15 protein-coding genes are annotated in these 20,181 nt (G+C 64.0%); 12 read left to right on the top strand and 3 right to left on the bottom strand.

Annotation, left to right across the window (positions count from 1 at the left end; genetic code table 11):
• Window positions 1-167 precede the first annotated feature (167 nt).
• The 8 genes from xdhA to GGQ68_RS16130 all read left to right on the top strand — a co-directional run bounded on the left by xdhA (window position 168) and on the right by GGQ68_RS16130 (window position 12,665).
• Window positions 168-1,529 (top strand): xanthine dehydrogenase small subunit, encoded by a 1,362-nt coding sequence (xdhA, locus tag GGQ68_RS16165; RefSeq protein ID WP_183967791.1) that lies wholly within the window; start codon window positions 168-170, stop codon window positions 1,527-1,529.
• Window positions 1,530-1,569: 40 nt separating this feature from the next.
• Window positions 1,570-3,984, top strand: coding sequence for a xanthine dehydrogenase molybdopterin binding subunit (gene xdhB, locus GGQ68_RS16160; protein ID WP_183967789.1), 2,415 nt, complete (start codon window positions 1,570-1,572; stop codon window positions 3,982-3,984).
• Entirely contained in the window at window positions 3,981-4,934 is a 954-nt protein-coding gene (xdhC, locus tag GGQ68_RS16155; RefSeq protein ID WP_183967788.1) for a xanthine dehydrogenase accessory protein XdhC, read from the top strand. Before xdhB ends, xdhC begins: the two co-directional genes overlap by 4 nt.
• Entirely contained in the window at window positions 4,901-6,418 is a 1,518-nt protein-coding gene (locus GGQ68_RS16150) for an ATP-binding cassette domain-containing protein (RefSeq protein WP_183967787.1), read from the top strand. The genes xdhC and GGQ68_RS16150 overlap by 34 nt, the downstream gene beginning before the upstream one ends.
• A gap of 126 nt (window positions 6,419-6,544) precedes the next feature.
• Window positions 6,545-7,630 carry an ABC transporter permease gene (locus tag GGQ68_RS16145; RefSeq protein WP_183967786.1) on the top strand — a complete coding sequence of 362 codons (1,086 nt, stop codon included), beginning with the start codon at window positions 6,545-6,547 and terminating at the stop codon, window positions 7,628-7,630.
• Window positions 7,631-7,709: 79 nt separating this feature from the next.
• A complete protein-coding gene (locus GGQ68_RS16140) occupies window positions 7,710-8,633 on the top strand; it encodes an ABC transporter permease (RefSeq protein WP_183967785.1) in 924 nt (307 codons plus the stop codon).
• 99 nt (window positions 8,634-8,732) lie between these two features.
• Window positions 8,733-9,815, top strand: coding sequence for a BMP family ABC transporter substrate-binding protein (locus tag GGQ68_RS16135; protein WP_183967784.1), 1,083 nt, complete (start codon window positions 8,733-8,735; stop codon window positions 9,813-9,815).
• 405 nt (window positions 9,816-10,220) lie between these two features.
• Window positions 10,221-12,665: a ligase-associated DNA damage response DEXH box helicase gene (locus GGQ68_RS16130; protein ID WP_183967783.1), complete on the top strand. Its 2,445-nt coding sequence runs from the start codon at window positions 10,221-10,223 to the stop codon at window positions 12,663-12,665.
• Here the strand turns inward: GGQ68_RS16130 and GGQ68_RS16125 are convergent.
• Together GGQ68_RS16125 and GGQ68_RS16120 are read right to left on the bottom strand one after the other, a co-directional pair.
• Window positions 12,654-13,070, bottom strand: a complete 417-nt coding sequence (locus GGQ68_RS16125) for a response regulator (RefSeq protein ID WP_183967781.1) — start codon at window positions 13,068-13,070, stop codon at window positions 12,654-12,656. The two genes, GGQ68_RS16130 and GGQ68_RS16125, sit on opposite strands and share 12 nt — an antisense overlap.
• On the bottom strand, window positions 13,067-14,518 hold the full coding sequence (locus tag GGQ68_RS16120; protein WP_183967780.1) for a PAS domain S-box protein: 1,452 nt from the start codon (window positions 14,516-14,518) through the stop codon (window positions 13,067-13,069). Before GGQ68_RS16120 ends, GGQ68_RS16125 begins: the two co-directional genes overlap by 4 nt.
• A 267-nt stretch (window positions 14,519-14,785) precedes the next feature.
• Between GGQ68_RS16120 and pdeM the strand changes: the two genes are divergently transcribed.
• Window positions 14,786-15,466, top strand: coding sequence for a ligase-associated DNA damage response endonuclease PdeM (gene pdeM / locus GGQ68_RS16115; protein ID WP_183967778.1), 681 nt, complete (start codon window positions 14,786-14,788; stop codon window positions 15,464-15,466).
• A gap of 31 nt (window positions 15,467-15,497) precedes the next feature.
• On the opposite strand, the gene GGQ68_RS16110 is transcribed toward pdeM, so the two are convergent.
• Window positions 15,498-16,544, bottom strand: coding sequence for an aldo/keto reductase (locus GGQ68_RS16110; protein ID WP_183967776.1), 1,047 nt, complete (start codon window positions 16,542-16,544; stop codon window positions 15,498-15,500).
• Between the two features lie 319 nt (window positions 16,545-16,863).
• Here GGQ68_RS16110 and GGQ68_RS16105 point away from each other — a divergent pair, with 319 nt between their 5' ends.
• The 3 genes from GGQ68_RS16105 to GGQ68_RS16095 all read left to right on the top strand — a co-directional run bounded on the left by GGQ68_RS16105 (window position 16,864) and on the right by GGQ68_RS16095 (window position 20,076).
• The gene (locus GGQ68_RS16105; protein ID WP_183967774.1) at window positions 16,864-17,523 is read left to right on the top strand and encodes an ImuA family protein; all 660 of its coding nucleotides are present in this window, start codon (window positions 16,864-16,866) and stop codon (window positions 17,521-17,523) included.
• Window positions 17,524-17,733: 210 nt separating this feature from the next.
• The gene (gene metG, locus GGQ68_RS16100; RefSeq protein WP_183967772.1) at window positions 17,734-19,446 is read left to right on the top strand and encodes a methionine--tRNA ligase; all 1,713 of its coding nucleotides are present in this window, start codon (window positions 17,734-17,736) and stop codon (window positions 19,444-19,446) included.
• Between the two features lie 30 nt (window positions 19,447-19,476).
• Window positions 19,477-20,076 (top strand): hypothetical protein, encoded by a 600-nt coding sequence (locus GGQ68_RS16095; RefSeq protein ID WP_183967770.1) that lies wholly within the window; start codon window positions 19,477-19,479, stop codon window positions 20,074-20,076.
• Window positions 20,077-20,181 lie beyond the last annotated feature (105 nt).

Genomic DNA, 20,181 nt, shown 5'->3' with positions numbered 1-20,181 from the left:
AGCGCATCTGAGACGGGCAATTTCCTCTTGCCAACCTTTATACGCCCCGCCTAGCCTGTCGGGAACGGGACATTCGCGCGCCTTCTACGCCGCATCGAGGGCGCGCACGGCAGTATCAACTGTCGGAACGGCACAAACCGTTCACGGTACTGCGGCGGATTTGCACGATGAACATCACCTTTCTTCTGAACGGAAGAGAAGTGTCTCTTGCGGACGTTCCTCCCACCCTGACCTTGCTGGATTGGCTGCGTGATGTACGCGGCCTGACCGGTACGAAAGAAGGCTGCAACGAGGGCGACTGCGGGGCCTGCACCGTCATGGTCACCGATCACAACGGCGCCCGCACGCTGAACGCCTGCATCCTTTTCATGCCACAGCTTGATGGCAAGGCGATTCGCACGGTCGAGGGGCTGGCCGATCCCGAGGATGGCGCTCTGCATCCGGTGCAGCAGGCGATGGTGGATCTGCATGGCTCGCAATGTGGTTTCTGCACGCCCGGGTTCGTCGTCTCCATGGCGACGGCGCATCTGAACGGCGACACGGGCCATGATGATGCGCTGGCGGGCAATCTGTGTCGCTGCACGGGCTATGCGCCGATCATCCGCGCCGCCGAGGCCGCGACCTCGGCACCCGTCCCGGCGCACATGACCGACACGCCGCCCGCCCCTGCCACAAACAGCTTTGCGCCCGACAGTGCCGACGCGCTGGCGCGGCTCTATGCCGAACATCCGGACGCGACGCTGGTCGCCGGGGCCACGGATGTGGGCCTTTGGGTGACAAAGCAGATGCGCGACCTCGGACCGACAATTTTCCTGAACCGCTGCACCGACCTGCAACAGATCGACATCACCGACGAAACGATCACAATTGGCGCGGGCGTCACCATGGACCGCGTTCATGCGCTCATGCAGGATCACCACCCAAGCTACGCCGAGATGATCCGCCGCTACGGCTCCACCCAGGTCCGCAATGCCGCCACCATCGGGGGCAATATCGCCAATGGATCGCCCATCGGGGACAATCCGCCCGCGCTGATCGCACTTGGGGCTTCGGTGCATTTGCGTCATGGCGAGACCCGCCGCACCCTGCTGCTGGAAGATTTCTTCATTGATTACGGCAAGCAGGACCGCGCCCCCGGCGAGTTCGTCGAAGCGCTTTCGATCCCTCGCCAACCTGACCGCCTGAAGGTCTACAAGCTGTCCAAACGCTTCGATCAAGACATCTCGGCTGTCTGCGGTGCCTTTAACATCACCGTCACAGACGGCATCGTGGCCCACGCCTGCATCGCCTTTGGCGGCATGGCGGGCATCCCGAAACGCGCCTGCGCGGTGGAGAACGCGATAACAGGCATGGCCTGGACCAAGGAAACCCTGATCGCCGCGCTCGACGCGTGGGACATGGACTTCCAACCCCTGTCCGACATGCGCGCCTCCGCCGACTATCGCATCAGCGCCGCCGCCAACATGCTGTCGCGCGCCCTGCTCGAAGACCTCGGAGCGACCACCAATGTGTTGGAGGTGACGCCATGATCGCACGCCGCGCCAACGCCCGCCTCACAGGAGCGCCCGCATGAGCATTCGCAAACCGCTCCCCCATGACGCCGCCAAACTGCATGTGACCGGCGCTGCCCGCTATGTGGATGACATCCCGTTGCCCGCCAACGCGCTGCACCTTGCCTTCGGCCTCTCGCCCATCGCCCGGGGCCGTTTGACCGCCATGGACCTCGACCCGGTGCGCGCCGCGCCCGGCGTCGTGCAGGTCTGGGCCTATGGCGACCTGCCCTCTGATTGCGATTGTTCGCCCTCGGCGCATGACGAACCGCTGCTCAGCGACGGTACGGTGCATTATCTCGGCCAGCCGTTGTTTCTGGTGGCCGCCACAAGCCACCATGCCGCCCGCCGCGCCGCGCAACGCGCCCGCGTGGAGATCGACGAAGACACGCCGATCCTGACGATCGAGGACGCCCTCGCCGCCGACAGTCGGTTCGAAGACGGCCCCGTGATCTGGTCCAAGGGCGATACGGGCAGCGCCATCGCCGCTGCGCCGCACAAGGTCGAAGGCCAGATCGACATGGGCGGACAAGAGCACTTTTACCTCGAAGGTCAGGCCGCCGCCGCGCTGCCGATGGACGACGGCGGGCTGCATGTGCACAGCTCCACCCAGCACCCCTCGGAGATCCAGCACAAGGTTGCGCACGCTCTGGGCCTGTCCATGCATGATGTGCGTGTGGAAACCCGCCGGATGGGCGGCGGGTTTGGCGGCAAGGAAAGCCAGGGCAACGCGCTGGCCATCGCTTGCGCCGTGGTCGCAAACGCCACCGGCCGCCCGGCAAAGATGCGTTATGACCGTGACGACGATTTCACGATCACCGGAAAGCGACACGATTTCCGTATTACCTACACCGCCGGATTCGACGAGGACGGCCGGCTGCGCGGCGTCGACTTTACGCACTACACCCGCTGCGGCTGGGCGATGGATCTGTCGCTGCCCGTGGCCGACCGCGCCATGCTGCACGCGGACAACGCCTACCACCTCGAACATGCGCGCATCGAAAGCCACCGGCTCAAGACCAACACCCAATCCGCCACCGCTTATCGCGGCTTTGGCGGGCCGCAGGGCGTGCTGGGGATCGAACGTGTGATGGATCACATCGCGCATCACCTTGGGCTGGACCCGCTGCAGGTGCGCCAACGCAACTACTACGCGGACCACATCGCCCACACCACACCCCCCACTCCGCAGGAGGCGCCGCCGGCCCCGGACCCCAACCAGGATATGACCTCGCGCGGGGCGCAGTCCCACACGCCGCCGGGCAAGGCTCCGCCGGAAACGCCCTCGGTGCAGACCACGCCCTACGGTCAGCCGGTCGAGGGTTTCATCCTCAATGAGCTGACAGAACAACTCGTCCGCAGCGCCGACTACACCGCCCGCCGCGCGGCGGTCGCCGAGTGGAACGCGCAGAACCCGATCCTGAAACGCGGGCTTGCCCTGACTCCGGTAAAATTCGGCATCTCCTTCACGCTCACCCACCTCAATCAGGCCGGTGCCTTGGTCCACGTTTACCACGACGGGTCTGTCGCCATGAACCATGGCGGCACCGAGATGGGTCAGGGCCTTTTCCAGAAAGTCGCGCAAGTGGCTGCGCATGGCTTCGGTGTGCCCTTGGACACCATCCGCATCACAGCCACCGACACCGCCAAGGTGCCGAACACCTCCGCCACGGCGGCATCCTCCGGGGCGGATCTGAACGGTGCGGCTGTGGCCATCGCCTGCGAGACCATCCGCGCCCGCATGGCTGCCCATGTCGCCGAGACATACGGTGGCGACGCCAGCGATGTGCGCTTTGCCGACGGTCATGTCACCACCTCCGACACGCGCCTCACCTTTGCCGAAGCCGCCGCGCTTTGCCATCAAGGGCGCGTCAGCCTCTCCGCCACCGGCTTTTACAAGACACCGGACATTTCGTGGGACCGCGTTGCCGGACAGGGCCGGCCTTTCTATTACTTCGCCCACGGCGCGGCCTGTACCGAGGTCGTGCTCGACACGCTCACCGGCGAAAACCGCATCCTGCGCACCGACATCCTGCACGACTGCGGCGAGAGCCTGAACCCCGCGCTCGACCGTGGCCAGATCGAAGGCGGCTATGTGCAAGGCGCGGGCTGGCTCACCACCGAGGAACTGGTCTGGGACGGCAAAGGCCGCCTGCGCACCCATGCCCCCTCCACCTACAAGATCCCGGCCTGCTCTGACCGGCCGGACATCTTCAACGTCGCGCTTTGGGACGGGGCAAACCATGTGCCCACGGTGTACCGGTCCAAAGCGGTGGGAGAGCCGCCCTTCATGCTGGGCATTTCCGCTTTCCTTGCCCTGTCCGACGCCTTGGCGGCAGCTGGAAAGGCCTACCCAGCCCTCGACGCCCCGGCCACGCCAGAACGTCTGTTGACGGCTTTGCAGGATTTGCGCGCCACGGGCACCGCTGTATGAGCTTTGATCTGCACAGCCTGCGTGCCGCCGTGGATGCCCATGGCGAAGTTGCCCGCGTCGTTGTCGCCGAAACCGCCGGCTCCACCCCGCGGGAGGTCGGCGCGGCGCTTCTCGTCTGGCGCGACGGCGACGGTTGGGGGCAAAGCGGCACCATCGGCGGCGGCGCACTCGAACTGGACGCCGCGCAACAGGCGTTCGCCCGCGACGGGTTCACCAGACATCCCCTCGGCCCCAATCTTGGCCAATGCTGCGGTGGGGCCGTCACTCTTCTAACCGAACACTTTACTGCCGCGACCCTGCCGCCCGAGGCTCCCTTCGCTCGTGGTCCCGGCGACATGCCCCTTGCCGTGCGCCGCCTGCTGGACCGCGCCCGCGCCCAAGGGTCAGCACCAGCGCCGCAACGCATCGACGATTGGATGGTGGAGCCGATCAGCACGCCCTCTCGTCCGCTGTGGATCTGGGGGGCGGGTCATGTGGGCCGCGCATTGGTCGACGTGCTCAGCCCTGTGCCGGAGCTCGCGCTGACATGGGTCGACACCGCGCCGGATCGCTTCCCCGATGCGATTCCCCAAGGTGTCACTCATATCCCGGCCGCCGACCCGGCGCGGCTCATGGCACATGCGCCTGCTCATGCGGAGCACCTGATCCTGACCTATAGCCACGCGCTTGACCTGGCCCTCTGCGACGCAGCGCTCTCGCGGGGGTTCGCCTTCTGCGGTTTGATCGGGTCGGACACCAAAAAGGCGAGGTTCATCCGACGCTTGCGCGCTATGGGCCACACTGATGCTCAAATAAACCGCATCTGCTGCCCGATTGGGCGAAAACATCTGGGCAAACACCCTCAAGCCATTGCCATCGGCGTTGCAGGCCAGATACTCAGCGCCTCATTCAGCCGCGACAGACAGAAGGATGAGACGTGGACAGCCCCCTCCTCCGCATCGATGGCCTGACCAAGGCCTACCCCGGCGTGATCGCCAACGACCAGGTGTCCTTCGACATCGGGCGCGGCGAAATCCACGCGCTCCTTGGTGAAAACGGCGCGGGCAAATCCACGCTGGTCAAGATGATCTACGGGCTGGTGAAGCCCGACACCGGCACCATGACGCTGGACGACAAGCCCTTCGCGCCAACCAAACCCTCGGAGGCGCGCAGCAATGGCGTCGCCATGGTGTTCCAGCACTTCTCGCTGTTCGACGCGCTTTCGGTCGCGGAAAATGTGGCGCTGGGCATGGAAACCCCCCCCGCCCTGCGCGACCTCGCCCGCCAGATCCGTGACGTGTCCGAGGCCTACGGCCTGCCGCTTGACCCCTCGCGCACCGTTGGCACGCTGTCCGCCGGTGAACGTCAGCGGGTGGAGATCATCCGCTGCCTGCTTCAGGATCCCCGCCTGCTCATCATGGATGAGCCGACCTCTGTGCTGACCCCGCAAGAGGTCGACATCCTTTTCGAAACGTTGCACAAATTACAGGCCGAGGGCACCTCGATCCTCTATATCTCGCACAAGCTCGAAGAGATACGGACCCTCTGCGACCACGCCACCATCCTGCGTCTGGGCAAGAACGTGGGTACCTGCACCCCCAGGGAGACCACCGCGCGCGCCATGGCCGAACTGATGGTCGGCAGCAGTTTTGCCTCCCCCGTGGCGCGCGATACGGAAAAAGGCGCGGTGCTGCTGGAAGCGCGCGCCCTCTCCCTGCCCGCGCCCGGTGCCTTCGGCACGCCGCTGCGCGACATCTCCTTTTCGGTGCAAGCGGGCGAAGTGCTCGGCCTCGGCGGCGTCGCGGGCAATGGGCAGGACGAGTTGCTCGACACGCTGACTGGCGAACGCAGCGCGCCCAAGGGCACATTGTTCCTCAAAGGACACGACATCAGCCAGACCGGCCCGGTGTACCGCCGCAACGAAGGCTTGCTGACCGGTCCCGAAGAACGTCTCGGCCACGCTGCCGCGCCGAACATGAGCCTGACAGAGAACGCCGTGCTCACCGCGGCCCAGCGCAAAGGGCTGATGGCGAACGGCTTTATCTCGTGGCCAAAGGCCCGCAGCTTTGCCGAAGAGGTCATTGCCCAATTCGACGTGCGCACCCCCGGGGCCAGCACCGCCGCCCGCGCGTTGTCAGGCGGCAACTTGCAGAAGTTCGTCGTGGGTCGTGAGATCGCGCAGGCGCCCGACGTGCTGGTGCTGAATCAACCCACTTGGGGCGTTGACGCCGCCGCCGCCGCTTTCATCCGGCAAGCCATTCTGGACGTGGCCGCCCGCGGCGGAGCGGTGGTCGTCATCAGTCAGGATCTGGACGAACTCATGGAAGTCTCTGATCGCTTCGGTGCCCTGAACGAGGGAAGGTTGTCCAAAATCCGCCCCGTGGCCGAGCTGAACATCGAACAGATCGGCCTGATGATGGGTGGCGCCGAGGATATGGAAGACGCTCATGCGTGACCCGGTCCTCAAACCCCGCGGCAGCGTCGCTTTGAGTATTTGTGAAACAGAAAAACAAGCGGCCCAAGGTCAGGCGTCTCTGCTTTCCAAATACTCACCTTTGCCCTCCTCCATCGGAGCCACCGCATGATCCGTCTTGAGAAACGACCGCAACCCTCGCGGCTGATATCCGCGCTAACGCCGGTTATTGCTGTTCTGCTCACCATGATCGTCGGAGGCATTCTGTTTGCCGCTCTCGGCGCAAACCCGTTCGAGGCCATCCGCACCCTGTTCTGGGACCCGCTGTTCCACCCGCAGTTCGCCGCCTATTCGCGACCACAACTTCTGGTCAAGGCAGGACCGCTGATCCTGATCGCCATTGGCCTCAGTATAGGGTTTCGCGCCGGCATCTGGAACATCGGTGCCGAAGGTCAGTACATCATGGGCGCCATATGCGGCGCAGGGGCAGGACTGGCGTTTTACCCGTCAGAGAGCCCACTGATCTTTCCGCTAATGATCCTTGCGGGCGCACTCGGCGGCTGGGCCTGGGGCATGATCCCGGCCATTCTGAAAACGCGGCTGGGCACCAACGAAATCCTCGTATCCCTGATGTTGGTCTATGTTGCGGAAACGCTTCTGGGCTCGGTCTCGACCGGTCTCCTGCGCAACCCCGAAGGCATGGGCTTTCCCGGATCGCGCAACTTCAAACAGTGGGACGCCGCCCACAACGCCGAAATCGTCTCCAACACCGGGGCGCATTGGGGCGTCATAGCCGCCTTCATCGCCGTGATCTTTGCCTATGTCCTGCTGAGCCGCCACATTCTTGGCTACCAGGTCCGCCTCACCGGAGAGGCCCCCCGCGCCGCGCGCTTTTCCGGGGTGAAGCCCGCCCGCATGGTGCTTTTCTGCCTCGGTCTGTCCGGGGCGCTGGCCGGTATGGCCGGCATGTTCGAGGTCACAGGCCCCGCGGGTCAAATCAGCATCGACTTCAATTCCGGCTACGGCTTTACCGCGATCATCGTCGCCTTCCTCGGTCGCCTGAACCCGATTGGCATCCTTCTGGCCGGGCTGCTCATGGCGCTGACCTACATCGGAGGCGAGCTTGCGCAACTGATGCTCGGCCTGCCCGCCGCCGCGATCCAACTGTTCCAGGGCATGTTGCTGTTCTTTCTGCTCGCGATGGATGTCTTTACCAATTTCCGCATCCGCATCGGACAGGGGGCAAAGGCATGAGCCCATATCTCTGCGAGCCTTCAACAGTCGCGCGCCGTCGCCGCAAAGCGGCTCTTTCCCCCTATCAAAAGGCACCCTCATGGACCTGAGCTCGATCAACCCGATCCTCCTTGTGGCCTCCATCATGGTATCCGCCACGCCCATCCTGTTTGCCGCGCTTGGCGAGCTGGTGGTGGAAAAATCCGGCGTGCTGAATCTCGGGGTCGAGGGGATGATGATCACCGGCGCCGTGGTGGGGTTCGCCATCGCGGTGAACACCGGCTCACCGCTGGTGGGCTTTGTCGCCGCCGCCGTGGCAGGCGCAGCGCTGAGCCTCGCCTTCGGCCTGCTGACGCAATTCCTGCTGTCGAACCAGGTGGCCACCGGCCTTGGGCTGACACTGGTCGGCCTTGGATTGTCCAGCCTGATCGGCAAACCCTATGAGGGCATCAAATCCCCGACCCTGCCAAAGCTCAACCTCGGTCCGCTGTCGGATCTGCCCATCGTGGGGCGCATGCTGTTCAGCCATGACATCATGGTCTACGTCTCGCTTGCGCTGGTCGTCGCCACATGGGCCTTTCTGAAGTTCACACGCGCCGGTCTGATCCTGCGCGCCGTGGGGGAAAGCCACGACAGCGCCCATGCGCTCGGCTACAAGGTCGTGCGCATTCGTCTGCTGGCAATCCTCTTCGGCGGGGCCTGTGCGGGACTTGGCGGAGCCTACCTGTCCCTCGTGCGCGTGCCGCAATGGACCGAGGGCATGACCGCCGGCGCGGGCTGGATCGCGCTGGCACTGGTGGTCTTTGCCTCCTGGCGTGCCGGCCGCGTGCTGATCGGCGCCTATCTCTTTGGCGGCGTCACCGTGCTACAGCTCAACCTTCAGGCCGCCGGGGCCGACGTCCCTGTGGCGCTGCTGTCCGCCTCGCCATACCTTGTCACCATCCTCGTTCTGGTGGTGATCTCGGCAGTGGGCAAACACGGGGCACCAGCCTCGCTTGGGCGCCCATTCCACGCAGCCTCATGACCCGGGGCCCCGCCCGTTCCACGGCCAGGCGCCCCGTCGCCTTGCAAAGTCATCCGAACATCGCAATCATCAAAAAGACCACCCATGGGAGCTAACCAAATGCAAAGACGCACTCTTCTGACCACCGCCGCCCTCGCCCTGACGTTGGGCGGCGCAGCCTTCGCCGAAAGCCACGGCGATCCCGTAACCGCAGGTTTCATCTACGTCGGCCCGGTGGGTGACGGCGGCTGGACCTATGAGCACGATCAGGCCCGCCAGAAAGTCGAAGCCGAATTTGGCGACAAGGTGAAGACCATCTATCAGGAAAGCGTTCCAGAAGGCGCAGATGCCGAACGCGCCATCACCCAGATGGCCCTGTCCGGCGCGGACATCATCTTTACCACGTCCTTTGGCTACATGGACCCGACTGTCGCCGTGGCCGAGAAATTCCCGGACGTGAAGTTCGAGCACGCCACCGGTTACAAGACCGCTGACAACGTGTCCGTTTACTCCGCGCGCTTTTACGAAGGCCGCGCCATTCAGGGCCACATTGCGGGCTCCATGACCAAAACCAACAAGATCGGCTACATCGCGTCCTTCCCGATCCCCGAGGTCATCCGCGGCATCAACTCCGCCTACATCCACGCCAAGAAGGTGAACCCGGATGTCGAATTCTCGATCATCTGGGCCTACACGTGGTTTGATCCCGCCAAGGAAGCCGACGCTGCCAAGGCGCTGATCGAAAACGGTGCCGACGTGATCTTGCAGCACACCGACTCCACCGCGCCGCAGGCCGCCGCGCAGGAAGCCGGTGACGTCATCACCTTCGGCCAGGCCTCCGATATGCTCGACTACGCGCCAAGCCCGCGCGTCTCCTCGATCATCGACGACTGGGCGCCCTACTACATCGAGCGTGTGCAGGCGGTCATGGATGGCACGTGGGAAAGCTCCAGCACCTGGGCCGGCATCGGCGCTGGCATGGTGGGCATCGGCGAAATCACCGACGCCGTGCCTGCGGACATCAAGGAAGAGGCGCTGGCGCTCAAAGAGTCCATCGCATCGGGCGAGTATCATCCTTTCACCGGCCCCCTGAACAAGGCGGACGGCTCGGTCTGGCTGGCCGAGGGCGAGACCGCGTCTGACGCGGATCTGGCGGGCCTGAACTTCTACGTCGAAGGGCTCAACGCGGAAATCCCGCAGTAAGCGATCTCGATCAAGACAAAGGGGCCCTCGCGTGAAAACGCGGGGGCCTTTGCGTTGCAGCCCCCCTGACAGGGTCCCCGCCAACGCCAGATGAACCGTTTAATCCGCGCTGCGCATTCACGCTGCCAAAGGCAATCCTCGCCGCGACCTGCAACAGTCGGTTTGCACGCTGGCAGGGGCTGCCGCCGCAGGTATAAGTCCGATCGGTTACCAGCATCACGTCGCCGCAACCTCCTACGCCCGCCAAAACGGCGGCGGCCCTGCACACCGCGTCGCTCAAGTCCGTCTGACCCGCCGGCTTGAGGCGCCCCCCTTCCGTCAGGATCGACCCGTTGGCTTTCCACTGTGGTCGCATGACGCGAAACCAGCTGTCGCTTTTCCCGCGGACGCGCCTATCTATCCGCCATGACAGAATTACCCAAAGCCTTGCAGGAGTGGTTTGACGGGCGCGGCTGGTCCGTGCACCCGCACCAGCGCGACATGCTCGACCGGTCCCGCGCGGCCCAATTGCTGCTGATCGCACCAACTGGCGGCGGCAAGACGCTGGCCGGTTTTCTCCCCACGCTGGCCGAATTGACAGAGGCTCCGCGCCAAGGACTTCACACGCTCTATATCTCTCCGCTCAAGGCCTTGGCGGCAGATATCCGGCGCAACCTCCTGATCCCCATCGAGGAGGCGGGCTTGCCGATCCGCGTCGAGGACCGCACCGGTGACACCCCCTCCTCGCGCAAACGCCGCCAGCGCGCCGACCCTCCGAACATCCTGCTGACCACACCGGAATCGCTCGCCCTGCTCACCAGTTACGAGGACGCCGCCCGCACCTTTCACGGGGTCGAGCGCGTCATCATCGACGAGATCCACGCCCTGTCCGAAAGCAAACGCGGCGATCAGCTGATGCTGGCACTTGCCCGGTTGCAAACGCTCGCGCCCGATCTGCGGCGCGTGGGTCTCTCGGCCACGGTCGAAGACCCCCAAGCCATCGCCCGCCTCATGTCCCACGGCGAAACCCCGACCGAAATCCTGATGGCCGACCCGGGCCCCGATCCCGACATCTCCATGCTGCAAACGGATGTTGCCCCGCCGTGGTCAGGCGGCGGCGCGGCCTATGCCATCCCGGCGGTGCTGGAGCAGGTGAAACAACACAAGACCACGCTGATCTTTCACAACACGCGCGCCCAGGCCGAGATCTTCTTTCACAACCTCTGGCTGGCAAACGAGGACAGCCTCCCGATCGGCATCCACCACGGCTCGCTCGATCGAGGGCAGCGTGAAAAGGTCGAGGCTGCCATGGTCGCAGGGCAATTGCGCGCCATCGTCTGCACCGGCTCGCTCGATCTGGGGATCGACTGGGGCGACGTGGACCTGGTGATCCAGGTGGGCGCACCGAAGAACGTGAAACGCCTTGTGCAGCGGATCGGACGGGCGAACCACCGCTACAACGCGCCGTCCAAGGCGCTGCTGGTGCCCGCCAACCGCTTTGAAATCGTCGAATGCGTGGCCGCGCTGGAGGCGGTGAAGGCGCATGATCTGGATGGTGAGCCACGTGGCCCCGGCCCGCGTGATGTGCTGTGTCAGCATATCCTGATCGCGGCCGCCTCCGGTCCCTTCGACGCGGACGATCTGTACGCGGAAATGGCCGCCGCCGGCCCCTATCACGGGCTGACGCGCGATGCCTTTGACGCCTGCCTGAATTTCTGCGCGACCGGCGGCTACGCCCTGCGGGCCTATGACCAATGGCAGCGCCTGAAGCAACGCGAGGACGGGATGTGGCAGCTGCGTGACCCGCGCTCCGCCGTCCGCATCCGGCAAAACGTCGGCACGATCCAGGACACCGACACGTTGAAGGTCCGTTGGCGCGGTCGTGGCGGCGCCCCCCTGGGCGAGATCGAAGAAGGCTTTGCCGCCTCGCTGACCAAGGGCGACACCTTCCTGATCGGCGGTCAGATCGTGCGCTACGAAGGATTGCGCGAACTCACCGTCGAAGTCAGCCGCGACGCGCATAAAAAGCCCAAGATCGCCACCTTCATGGGCACGAAATTCGCCACATCGACGCAACTGTCCGACCGGATCCTGCATCTGTTTCAGCAAAAGGACTGGCCGCAGCTGCCGCGCCACACCGCCGACTGGCTGCGCCTGCAACGCGACCGCTCGCGACTTCCCCAACCGGGGCGGCTGCTGGTGGAGAGCTTTCCCCACGACGGGCGCGAGCAATTTGTGGCCTATGGCTTTGCCGGGCGCAATGCGATGCAGACGCTTGGACTGCTCCTGACCAAACGGATGGAGGAGATGGGCCTGGCCCCCATGGGTTTTGTGGCCACCGATTACGCCGTGCTGATCTGGGGGCTGGACGCCGTTGTCGACCCCCGCTCCCTGTTTGACGCCGAGGCGCTGGAGGATGGGCTGGATGGGTGGCTGGCGGGAAACGCCGTGATGAAACGCACCTTTCGCGCCTCTGCCACCATCTCCGGGCTCATCGAGCGCCAGCTGGGCGGCCAGCGCAAGACCGGGCGTCAGGCGACCATGTCGTCGGACATCCTGTACGACACGCTGCTGCGCTATGACCCGGACCACCTGCTGATGCAGATCACCCGCGAAGAGGCCATGCGCGGGCTGGTCGACTTTTCCCGCATCCGCGACATGTGCGAACGCGTCGGCGACCGCATCGACCATGTCCGGCTGGACCGCGTAACCCCGCTGGCGGCACCGCTGTTCCTTGAACCCGGCCGTGTGCCGGTCAAAGGCACCGCCGAGGAACGCTTGCTCGAAGAAGAAGTCACGCGCCTGCTGAACGAAAGCGGCCTGGCCGCCGTGGATCTCACCGCGCGGCCTACGCCTGCTTCAACCGGGTAAAGGGCAGCCATCCATCAACCGCAGCATCTGGTCTACATCGTCACTGCGGATCGGTTTCTCAAAGTAGCCCTGAACCAATGGCATATCAGCCGCCCGCGCCTTGTCATTGGCTGCACTCGAAGACGAAACCATGACCACCACAACGTTGTCGGGCCACCCCAGCTTGATCATGCGCGCCCGCAGCGCGTCAACCGTCTCGAACCCGTCCATGTAAGGCATGGAAATATCCATCAGGACCAGCGGTCCCTTTTCACCCACCGGGTAGACGTCCTTGAACAGCTTTTCCAGAAAGGCTCGCCCATCTTCAGCCTCGTGCACAGCGGAAAATCGACCGCACTTGGACAGGCGACGCCGCGCTGTGTAGCGATCCACCTCGCGGTCATCGACAATATACGCCTGCATCATGTTTCTTGCTCTCTTACGACGGGGAGGCGGACTTTGAACGTCGCGCCTTCGCCCAACACGCTGGTCACAGTGATTTCACCGCCCAGTCGCTCTACATTGCGTTGCACCAGGTTCAGCCCGATGCCGGATCCCCCCTGATCGCCCAGTCGTTTAAACAATCCGAAGACCTCGGGAAGGAAATCCTCCGGAATACCAAGGCCATTGTCGGTCACGAGGAAATCTACAAATGTATTGTCCTGCCGTGCACTCACCTCAACCTGCAAGGCAGGCTTGCTCGGATCGCGATAGCGTAGGGCGTTGGACAAAAGGTTGCGCAGGATGCTGCGGAATGTGGCGACCTCGGTGTCGAAAGGGACCCTATGCGCCAGCGTCAGCGTCAATTCCTCCGGCCTGCCGCCCAGATCCTCCCAAAGCTGCGTCACCAGTGCCGCGACCTCCACCTGAGCGCTCTGGATGCCCCGCTCTGCGGTCAGGGCCACGCGCAACAGTTCTTCGATATCGCCTATGCTGCGTTCTGCAATGGCCTGCGCGCGGGTCAGCGTGCTGTCCAGATCATCGAAACTGCCATCCACCAGATCCTCGCGGCACAGGCTGAGCAGTCCGGCAATCGACGACAGCGGCGCCTTCAGGTCGTGACTGACGCAGCGATTGAACTGCTCCAGATCGGAATTCAGCCGCTCCAGCTCCCTCGCCCGTTCTGCCATCAACTTTTCGGTGGCAATGCGTTCGGACAGATCGACCAGCGTGACCACAACGCTGCGCGCGCCATCGACCTCGATCTGGTTCAGGCTTCCCTCCACCGGCACCTCGTAGCCATCGCGATGCCAGCCGCAAACCGTCCGCCCGGGTGCCATGGCGCGCTGATCGGCAAGGCTGGCGAAACTTCGGCGGTACACCTGATGCGCAGAATGCAGATGTGGCGGCACCAGCATCTCGACCGTTTCCCCCAGCAATTCCTGCGGCGTGTACCCCAACAATTCCGTGACCGCGCGGTTGACGAACTCAATGCGCCCCTCGCCGTTCACAACCAACATCGCGCAGGACGCCGCGTCCAGAATAGCGCCAATGCGCGCCTTTCCCGCCATGCGCGCCCGCAAATCCAGCGCCGTGACGATCACCATGGCCTCATCTTCGAGGCAAACCGGCTCCAACCCCAATTCAATGGGCAAGACGGTCTTTGTGGCAGTCAGCCCGTTGATGACACGGTCCACACCCATGCGGCGTTTGGCAGGCAACACGGCAAATGCATCGCGCAGCACAACATGCTCTTCACGCATCCCCTCGGGAATCAGCGTCTCTATGACCCGACCGATCAATGCGCCATCATCGTAGCCGAACAGCTTGTCCAATTCGCGATTTGTCAGGCAGATCTTCCCATTTGAGTTGACCAGAAGCATCGCAACTGGACTAAGCTCAAAGGCAAGCTCCACGGTGTCAAAAGTTGTCACCGGCCCACCTTGTAGCCGAGCATGTTCTCCCCTTTCGTTGATCATGTCAGGCCACGCCATTTTTTCAGGCGCTTGAGTGAATTGATGCATTTGAGACTGGACTGAAAACATGAAGATTCCCTTGTCGCCTCCGCGACACATCGAATTTTCGGCCGTATCTAAGGCAACTTGAACAGCCCATCGAACGGTTAGTCGCTTGCATTTGCCTCACATTTTCCAGAAGCGTCCGGGCTTGCTCTTTCCCGGCGAGGCTGTCAAAAACAAAGCATGAACACCCTGGAATTCACCTTTTCCGGCGAAGCCTTGACGGCCCTGCCCTCCGGCGGCCTGTACTGGGCTGACGCGGATTTGTTGGTTGTCTCCGACCTGCATCTGGGGAAGTCCGCACGGCTGTCCGCGGTGGGCGGCGCGCAACTCCCCCCCTATGAGACCCGCGCCACCCTGGATCGGTTGAACGCCGATCTGGCGTGGACCGGTGCGACAGAGGTGCTGTGTCTTGGTGACAGTTTCGATGCGCCGGGCCTGGACCAGTGCCTGCCCGAGGACGACCTGCTCTGGCTCACACGCCTGCAAGCCGGCCGGCGCTGGACATGGATGGAAGGCAACCACGATCCCGGCCCCGTGGCTCTGGGCGGCGCGCATCGGGCCGATCTGACGCGCGGCCCGTTGACCTTCCGCCACATTGCGGCAGCCGCACCTCGGGGTGAAGTCTCCGGCCACTACCATCCCAAAGCGCGCGTGCGCCTACGCGGAACCACACTGTCTCGGCCCTGCTTCCTGATGGATGCACAGCGACTGATCCTGCCTGCATACGGCACCTACACCGGCGGGCTTTTCAGCCACGATGCCGCGCTTTGCGCGTTGATGGGGCCTGAGGCGCAGGCCATCCTGACCGGGCCGCGCCCAATGGCCATGCCGATGCCCCGCGCCGGTCGCGCCTCGGCCTGAGGGCGGGGCCGAAGACCCGCCCTCAGCCGCATCAATACGGCATGGGATGCGCCTTGTGCGCCTCGTCCAACGCCGTCAGCACCTCCTCCGACAATGCCAAATCGGCAGCGGGCAGCAAGTGGTCCAGCTGCGCCAATGTTGTTGCGCCAAAGATCGAGGACGCCACGAAAGGCCGCTGTGCCGACCATGCCAATGCCATTTGCACCGGGTCGAGCCCGAAATCTGCGGCCACTTTCAGATAGGCCTCCGCCGCTTCGAAGGCGCGCGGCGTCTTGCGACCGCCCATTGTCTCGTTCAGTGACATCCGCGACCCTTCCGGCACTGCGCCACCCTGATACTTGCCGGTCAGGAACCCAGCGGCCAGCGGCGAAAACGGCAGCAGCGCCACGTCTTCATAAACCATCAGCTCCGCCAGATCGGTGTCCGCGAGGCGGCACATCAGCGAATATTCGTTCTGGATCGAGGCCACCCGCGGCCCGTTCACGCGCTTTGCCGCATCGAGCCACATCTGTGTGCCCCAGGCGCTTTCGTTCGACAGGCCAAACGCACGGATCGTGCCACGCTCCACCTCGGCCTGCAGCGCGCCAAGGCAATCTTCCATATCCTCGATGACCTGCTGTTTGGTCCAGCCGGATTGGGATGGGTCGTAGGACCAGTTCTTGCGGAACATATAGCTGCCCCGGTTTGGCCAATGAAACTGATACAAGTCGATGTAGTCGGTTTTCAGTCGCTTCAGGCTTTCCTCTACCGTCTGGCGAATGGTCTTCGACGAGATCAGCGCACCGTCGCGCGCATGGCTGCCTTCGCCGGAATGCTTCGTGGCCAGGATCCAATCCTTGCGCCGCCCGGTCTTTTCAAACCAATCGCCAATGACCTTTTCGGTGTTGCCCATGGTCTCTGCCGCCACGGGGTTCACCGGATACATCTCGGCGGTGTCCATGAAGTTGATCCCAGCGTCGAAGCTGCGTTCGATCTGGGCAAAGGCGTCCTCCGCCGGGGTTTGGTTGCTCCAGGTCATCGTGCCAAGGCACAGTTCCGAGACCATCAGACCTGTGCGGCCCAGCGGATTCATTTTCATATCGAATGTCCTGCGGTTTGCATGCGTTTGGCACACAATGACCCGACGGCTCGGCAAGTTCAAGGAAGCGACTGCCCGCCCGAGGCATCAGCCCCACGGTCTCCGTCATGTCAGCGTCCATCTTAAACCTGTCAAAAGCAGACAGACCAAGTTGCACGACATGCCACAGGACGTGCAGCACTGCTTGCGCCCACGCCCCTCCGGCCAACACGTAAAACAGGACGCCCATCGTCACCTCCCCGCAACCACCACAGCTTTCGTGCCTCCGACCCCTACAGCGCAATTGAGAACATTTCGCGAACATGCTAGACTGAATCGCATGAAAACCAGCGCCCTCCTCACCCGTGGATCTCATCGTTCCCCGCCCAGTCTGTCCTTGGTGGAGGGGATCGACTTTGCCCTTTCCCGCGTGCATGAAATCTGCGGCGCGGCGCGGCGTACACTGGCTTTGCAAGTCGCCGCACGGGCCTTGCAAGGGCGCGACGGGCCGTTGATCTGGATCACCGCCGACCGTGACCGGACGATGCTTTGCGCCCCTGCCGTTGCGGCCTTCCTGCCACCGGGGCGGGTGCTGTTCGTAACGCCAGAGCAGCGGCGCGACGGGTTGTGGGCCATGGAAGAGGCCTTGAAAGATGGCGGCGCGCCGGTTGTCGTCACAGAAGTGGCGGAGCCTCCGGGCATGACACCGGTTCGCCGTCTGCATCTGGCTGCCGAAACAGGGGCGACCAGCGGCCCACACATCCCGTTGGGACTGCTTTTGACGCCCGGCGACGGCGGCGCACCGGGGATCGAAACCCGCTGGCGCTGCGATCCGGCCCACATGGAGACACGCCCCGGATGGCGCCTGGAACGGTTGCGCGCCCGCATGTTGCCGCCCAGCACATGGCACTGGACCGGCACAAAGGCGACCGCGTGGACGCCGCCCCCCCAGCAGGCGCCGCCGGGGCACCCCGCACCCGTACGGCTCGGCAAGGTGTAGAACAAGGCACGCCGCACGCCCTCCCCGCGGTCGGGCAAGGCACGCGGTGTCACAGGCTGCGACCACCTCGTTGATGGGGTATCCACCGCGCCATAAGGTCAAGAGCCCGCGCAGCTCGGGATTAATCCCGAGCTACCCACTGGCAACGCCGCGCCGCCTCGGCTATTCCCTGCACCAAACCTGCGCCCGAATTTCTGCCGAGGACATCCCATGGCCCGCCACCTGATCACATCCGCGATTCCCTACATCAACGGCATCAAGCACTTGGGCAACCTCGTCGGCTCCCAACTGCCCGCCGACCTGTACGCCCGGTATCTACGTGCCCGCGGGCACGAAGTTCTGTACCTCTGCGCCACCGACGAACACGGCACGCCCGCCGAACTCGCCGCCACCAAGGCAGGCAAACCCGTCGCCGACTACTGCGCCGAGATGCATGAGGTGCAGTCCAAGATCGCCGAGGGGTTCCGCCTGTCGTTCGACCACTTCGGCCGGTCCTCGTCGGAGGCGAACAAGACCCTGACCCAGCACTTCGCAAAGGTGCTCGACGAACAGGGCCTGATCCACGAAGTCTCTGAAACGCAGATGTATTCCAAGGCCGACGGCCGCTACCTCCCTGACCGCTACATCGAGGGCACCTGCCCCAACTGCGGCTTTGACAGCGCGCGCGGCGATCAGTGTGACAACTGCACCAAGCAGCTTGACCCAGTGGATCTGATCAACCCGCACTCCACCATCTCCGGCTCCACCGATCTGGAAATGCGCGAGACAAAGCACCTGTATCTCGCGCAAAGCCAGATGAAGGACCAGATCGAAGAGTGGATCGACACCCGCGTCGACTGGCCGGTTCTGACCACCTCCATCGCCAAGAAATGGCTCAACGACGGCGACGGCTTGCAAGACCGGGGCATCACCCGGGATCTTGACTGGGGCGTGCCGGTGCAAAAGGGCGACCAGCCGTGGCCCGGCATGGAAGGCAAGGTGTTCTACGTCTGGTTCGACGCCCCCATCGAATACATCGCCTGCGGTCAGGAATGGGTCGACGCCGGCAAAGGCACCGACTGGGAACGCTGGTGGCGCACCGACAAGGGCGCCGACGACGTGCGCTACACCCAGTTCATGGGCAAGGACAACGTCCCCTTCCACACCCTGTCCTTCCCGGTCACGATCCTGGGTTCGGGCGAACCGTGGAAGCTGGTGGATTACATCAAATCCTTCAACTACCTGAACTATGACGGCGGTCAGTTCTCCACCTCGCGCGGGCGCGGCGTCTTCATGGATCAGGCGCTGGAGATCCTGCCGGCGGACTATTGGCGCTGGTGGCTGCTGTCCCATGTGCCGGAAACCTCGGACGCGGAATTCACATGGGAAAGCTTCCAGTCTGGCGTGAACAAGGATCTGGCCGACGTGCTGGGCAACTTTGCCTCCCGCGTGACGAAATTCTGCCGGTCCAAATTCTCCGAAGCGGTGCCCGAGGGCGGCACTCCCGGCGCGGCCGAAGCCAAGCTGATCGCAGACATGACCGCCAAGATCCGCGAATACGAACAGCACATGGAAGCGATCGAGATCCGCAAGGCCGCCGCTGCGTTGCGCGGTGCCTGGGTGCTGGGCAACGAATACCTGCAGGAGGTCGCGCCCTGGACCACCTTCAAGACCGACCCGGAACAGGCCGCGATGCAGATCCGCCTCGCCCTGAACCTGATCCGTCTCTACTCCGTGATTTCCGCGCCCTTTATCCCCGACGCCTGTGCCGATCTGCTCAAGGCGATGCAGACCGATGACGACAGCTGGCCCACGGATGTGCCCGCCGCGCTGGAACTGTTGCCCGCCGGACACGCTTTCACGGTGCCGGACGTGACCTTCCGTAAGATAACCGATGACGAACGCGCGGATTGGCAGCAACGTTTCGCCGGGACGCGAGGCTGACTCGCGCCCCATAGCCTGGGAGAGTTCGGCGTGTTGGTGAAAAGCATCGAGGATGCGCTGCGACTGGTCCTGACCTGGGCGGGACGGGCTGATCTTCCAGTGCCGCCCCGACTTGATCCTCCCGGCCTGCCTTCGGGCCTCGCGTCGGTGGTTTCAGTCTCCGACGCGCTTGGCGTCGGGGCCTTTACGCCAAACGCCTCCCCCCTGCTCACCACCCAGGACCGCATCCTGCGCCCGGATGTGATGCGCACGGACAAAGACGGCTACACCACCTTCATCGTGGAGAACCAGGGCGCGTTCAGCCTTGGCTTTCGAAGCGACGACCCAGACAGACTTTTCCTTTCCGGCGACTGGTACACCGTTCCCGATTGTCCCGTCCCGACGGGGTGGCGCAGCCTGCCCATGCTGCCGGAAGAGGCGCTGATCCTCACGGTTCTCACCAATGGCTTCATGGGGCTGACAGGGCGCCTGAAGACCCGTGACGAGCCGGATTTCGACAGCGTGCCTGCCGACTGCGGCATTCAGGTCTGGCGTCATGACGCCATGGGCGCGCTTTGGCCGGGCTTCTGGACGGACGCGGATCGCTCGCGGCTGTATTACGGCGGCATGGGCATGACCCTTTTGCTCTGACCCGTCAGGCGACACAACCGCTTCACCCCTGCCAAAAACTGCAATCGCCGCCGCCGCCGCGCCCATTTGCGACGGCTTGCCACCCGTCGCGCGAAATGCGCAGCC

Source organism: Sagittula marina, from assembly GCF_014196795.1.
Taxonomy (GTDB): domain Bacteria; phylum Pseudomonadota; class Alphaproteobacteria; order Rhodobacterales; family Rhodobacteraceae; genus Sagittula; species Sagittula marina.
The sequence above is the reverse complement of the archived record's forward strand: the minus strand, read 5'-3'. Positions and strand labels throughout refer to the sequence as shown.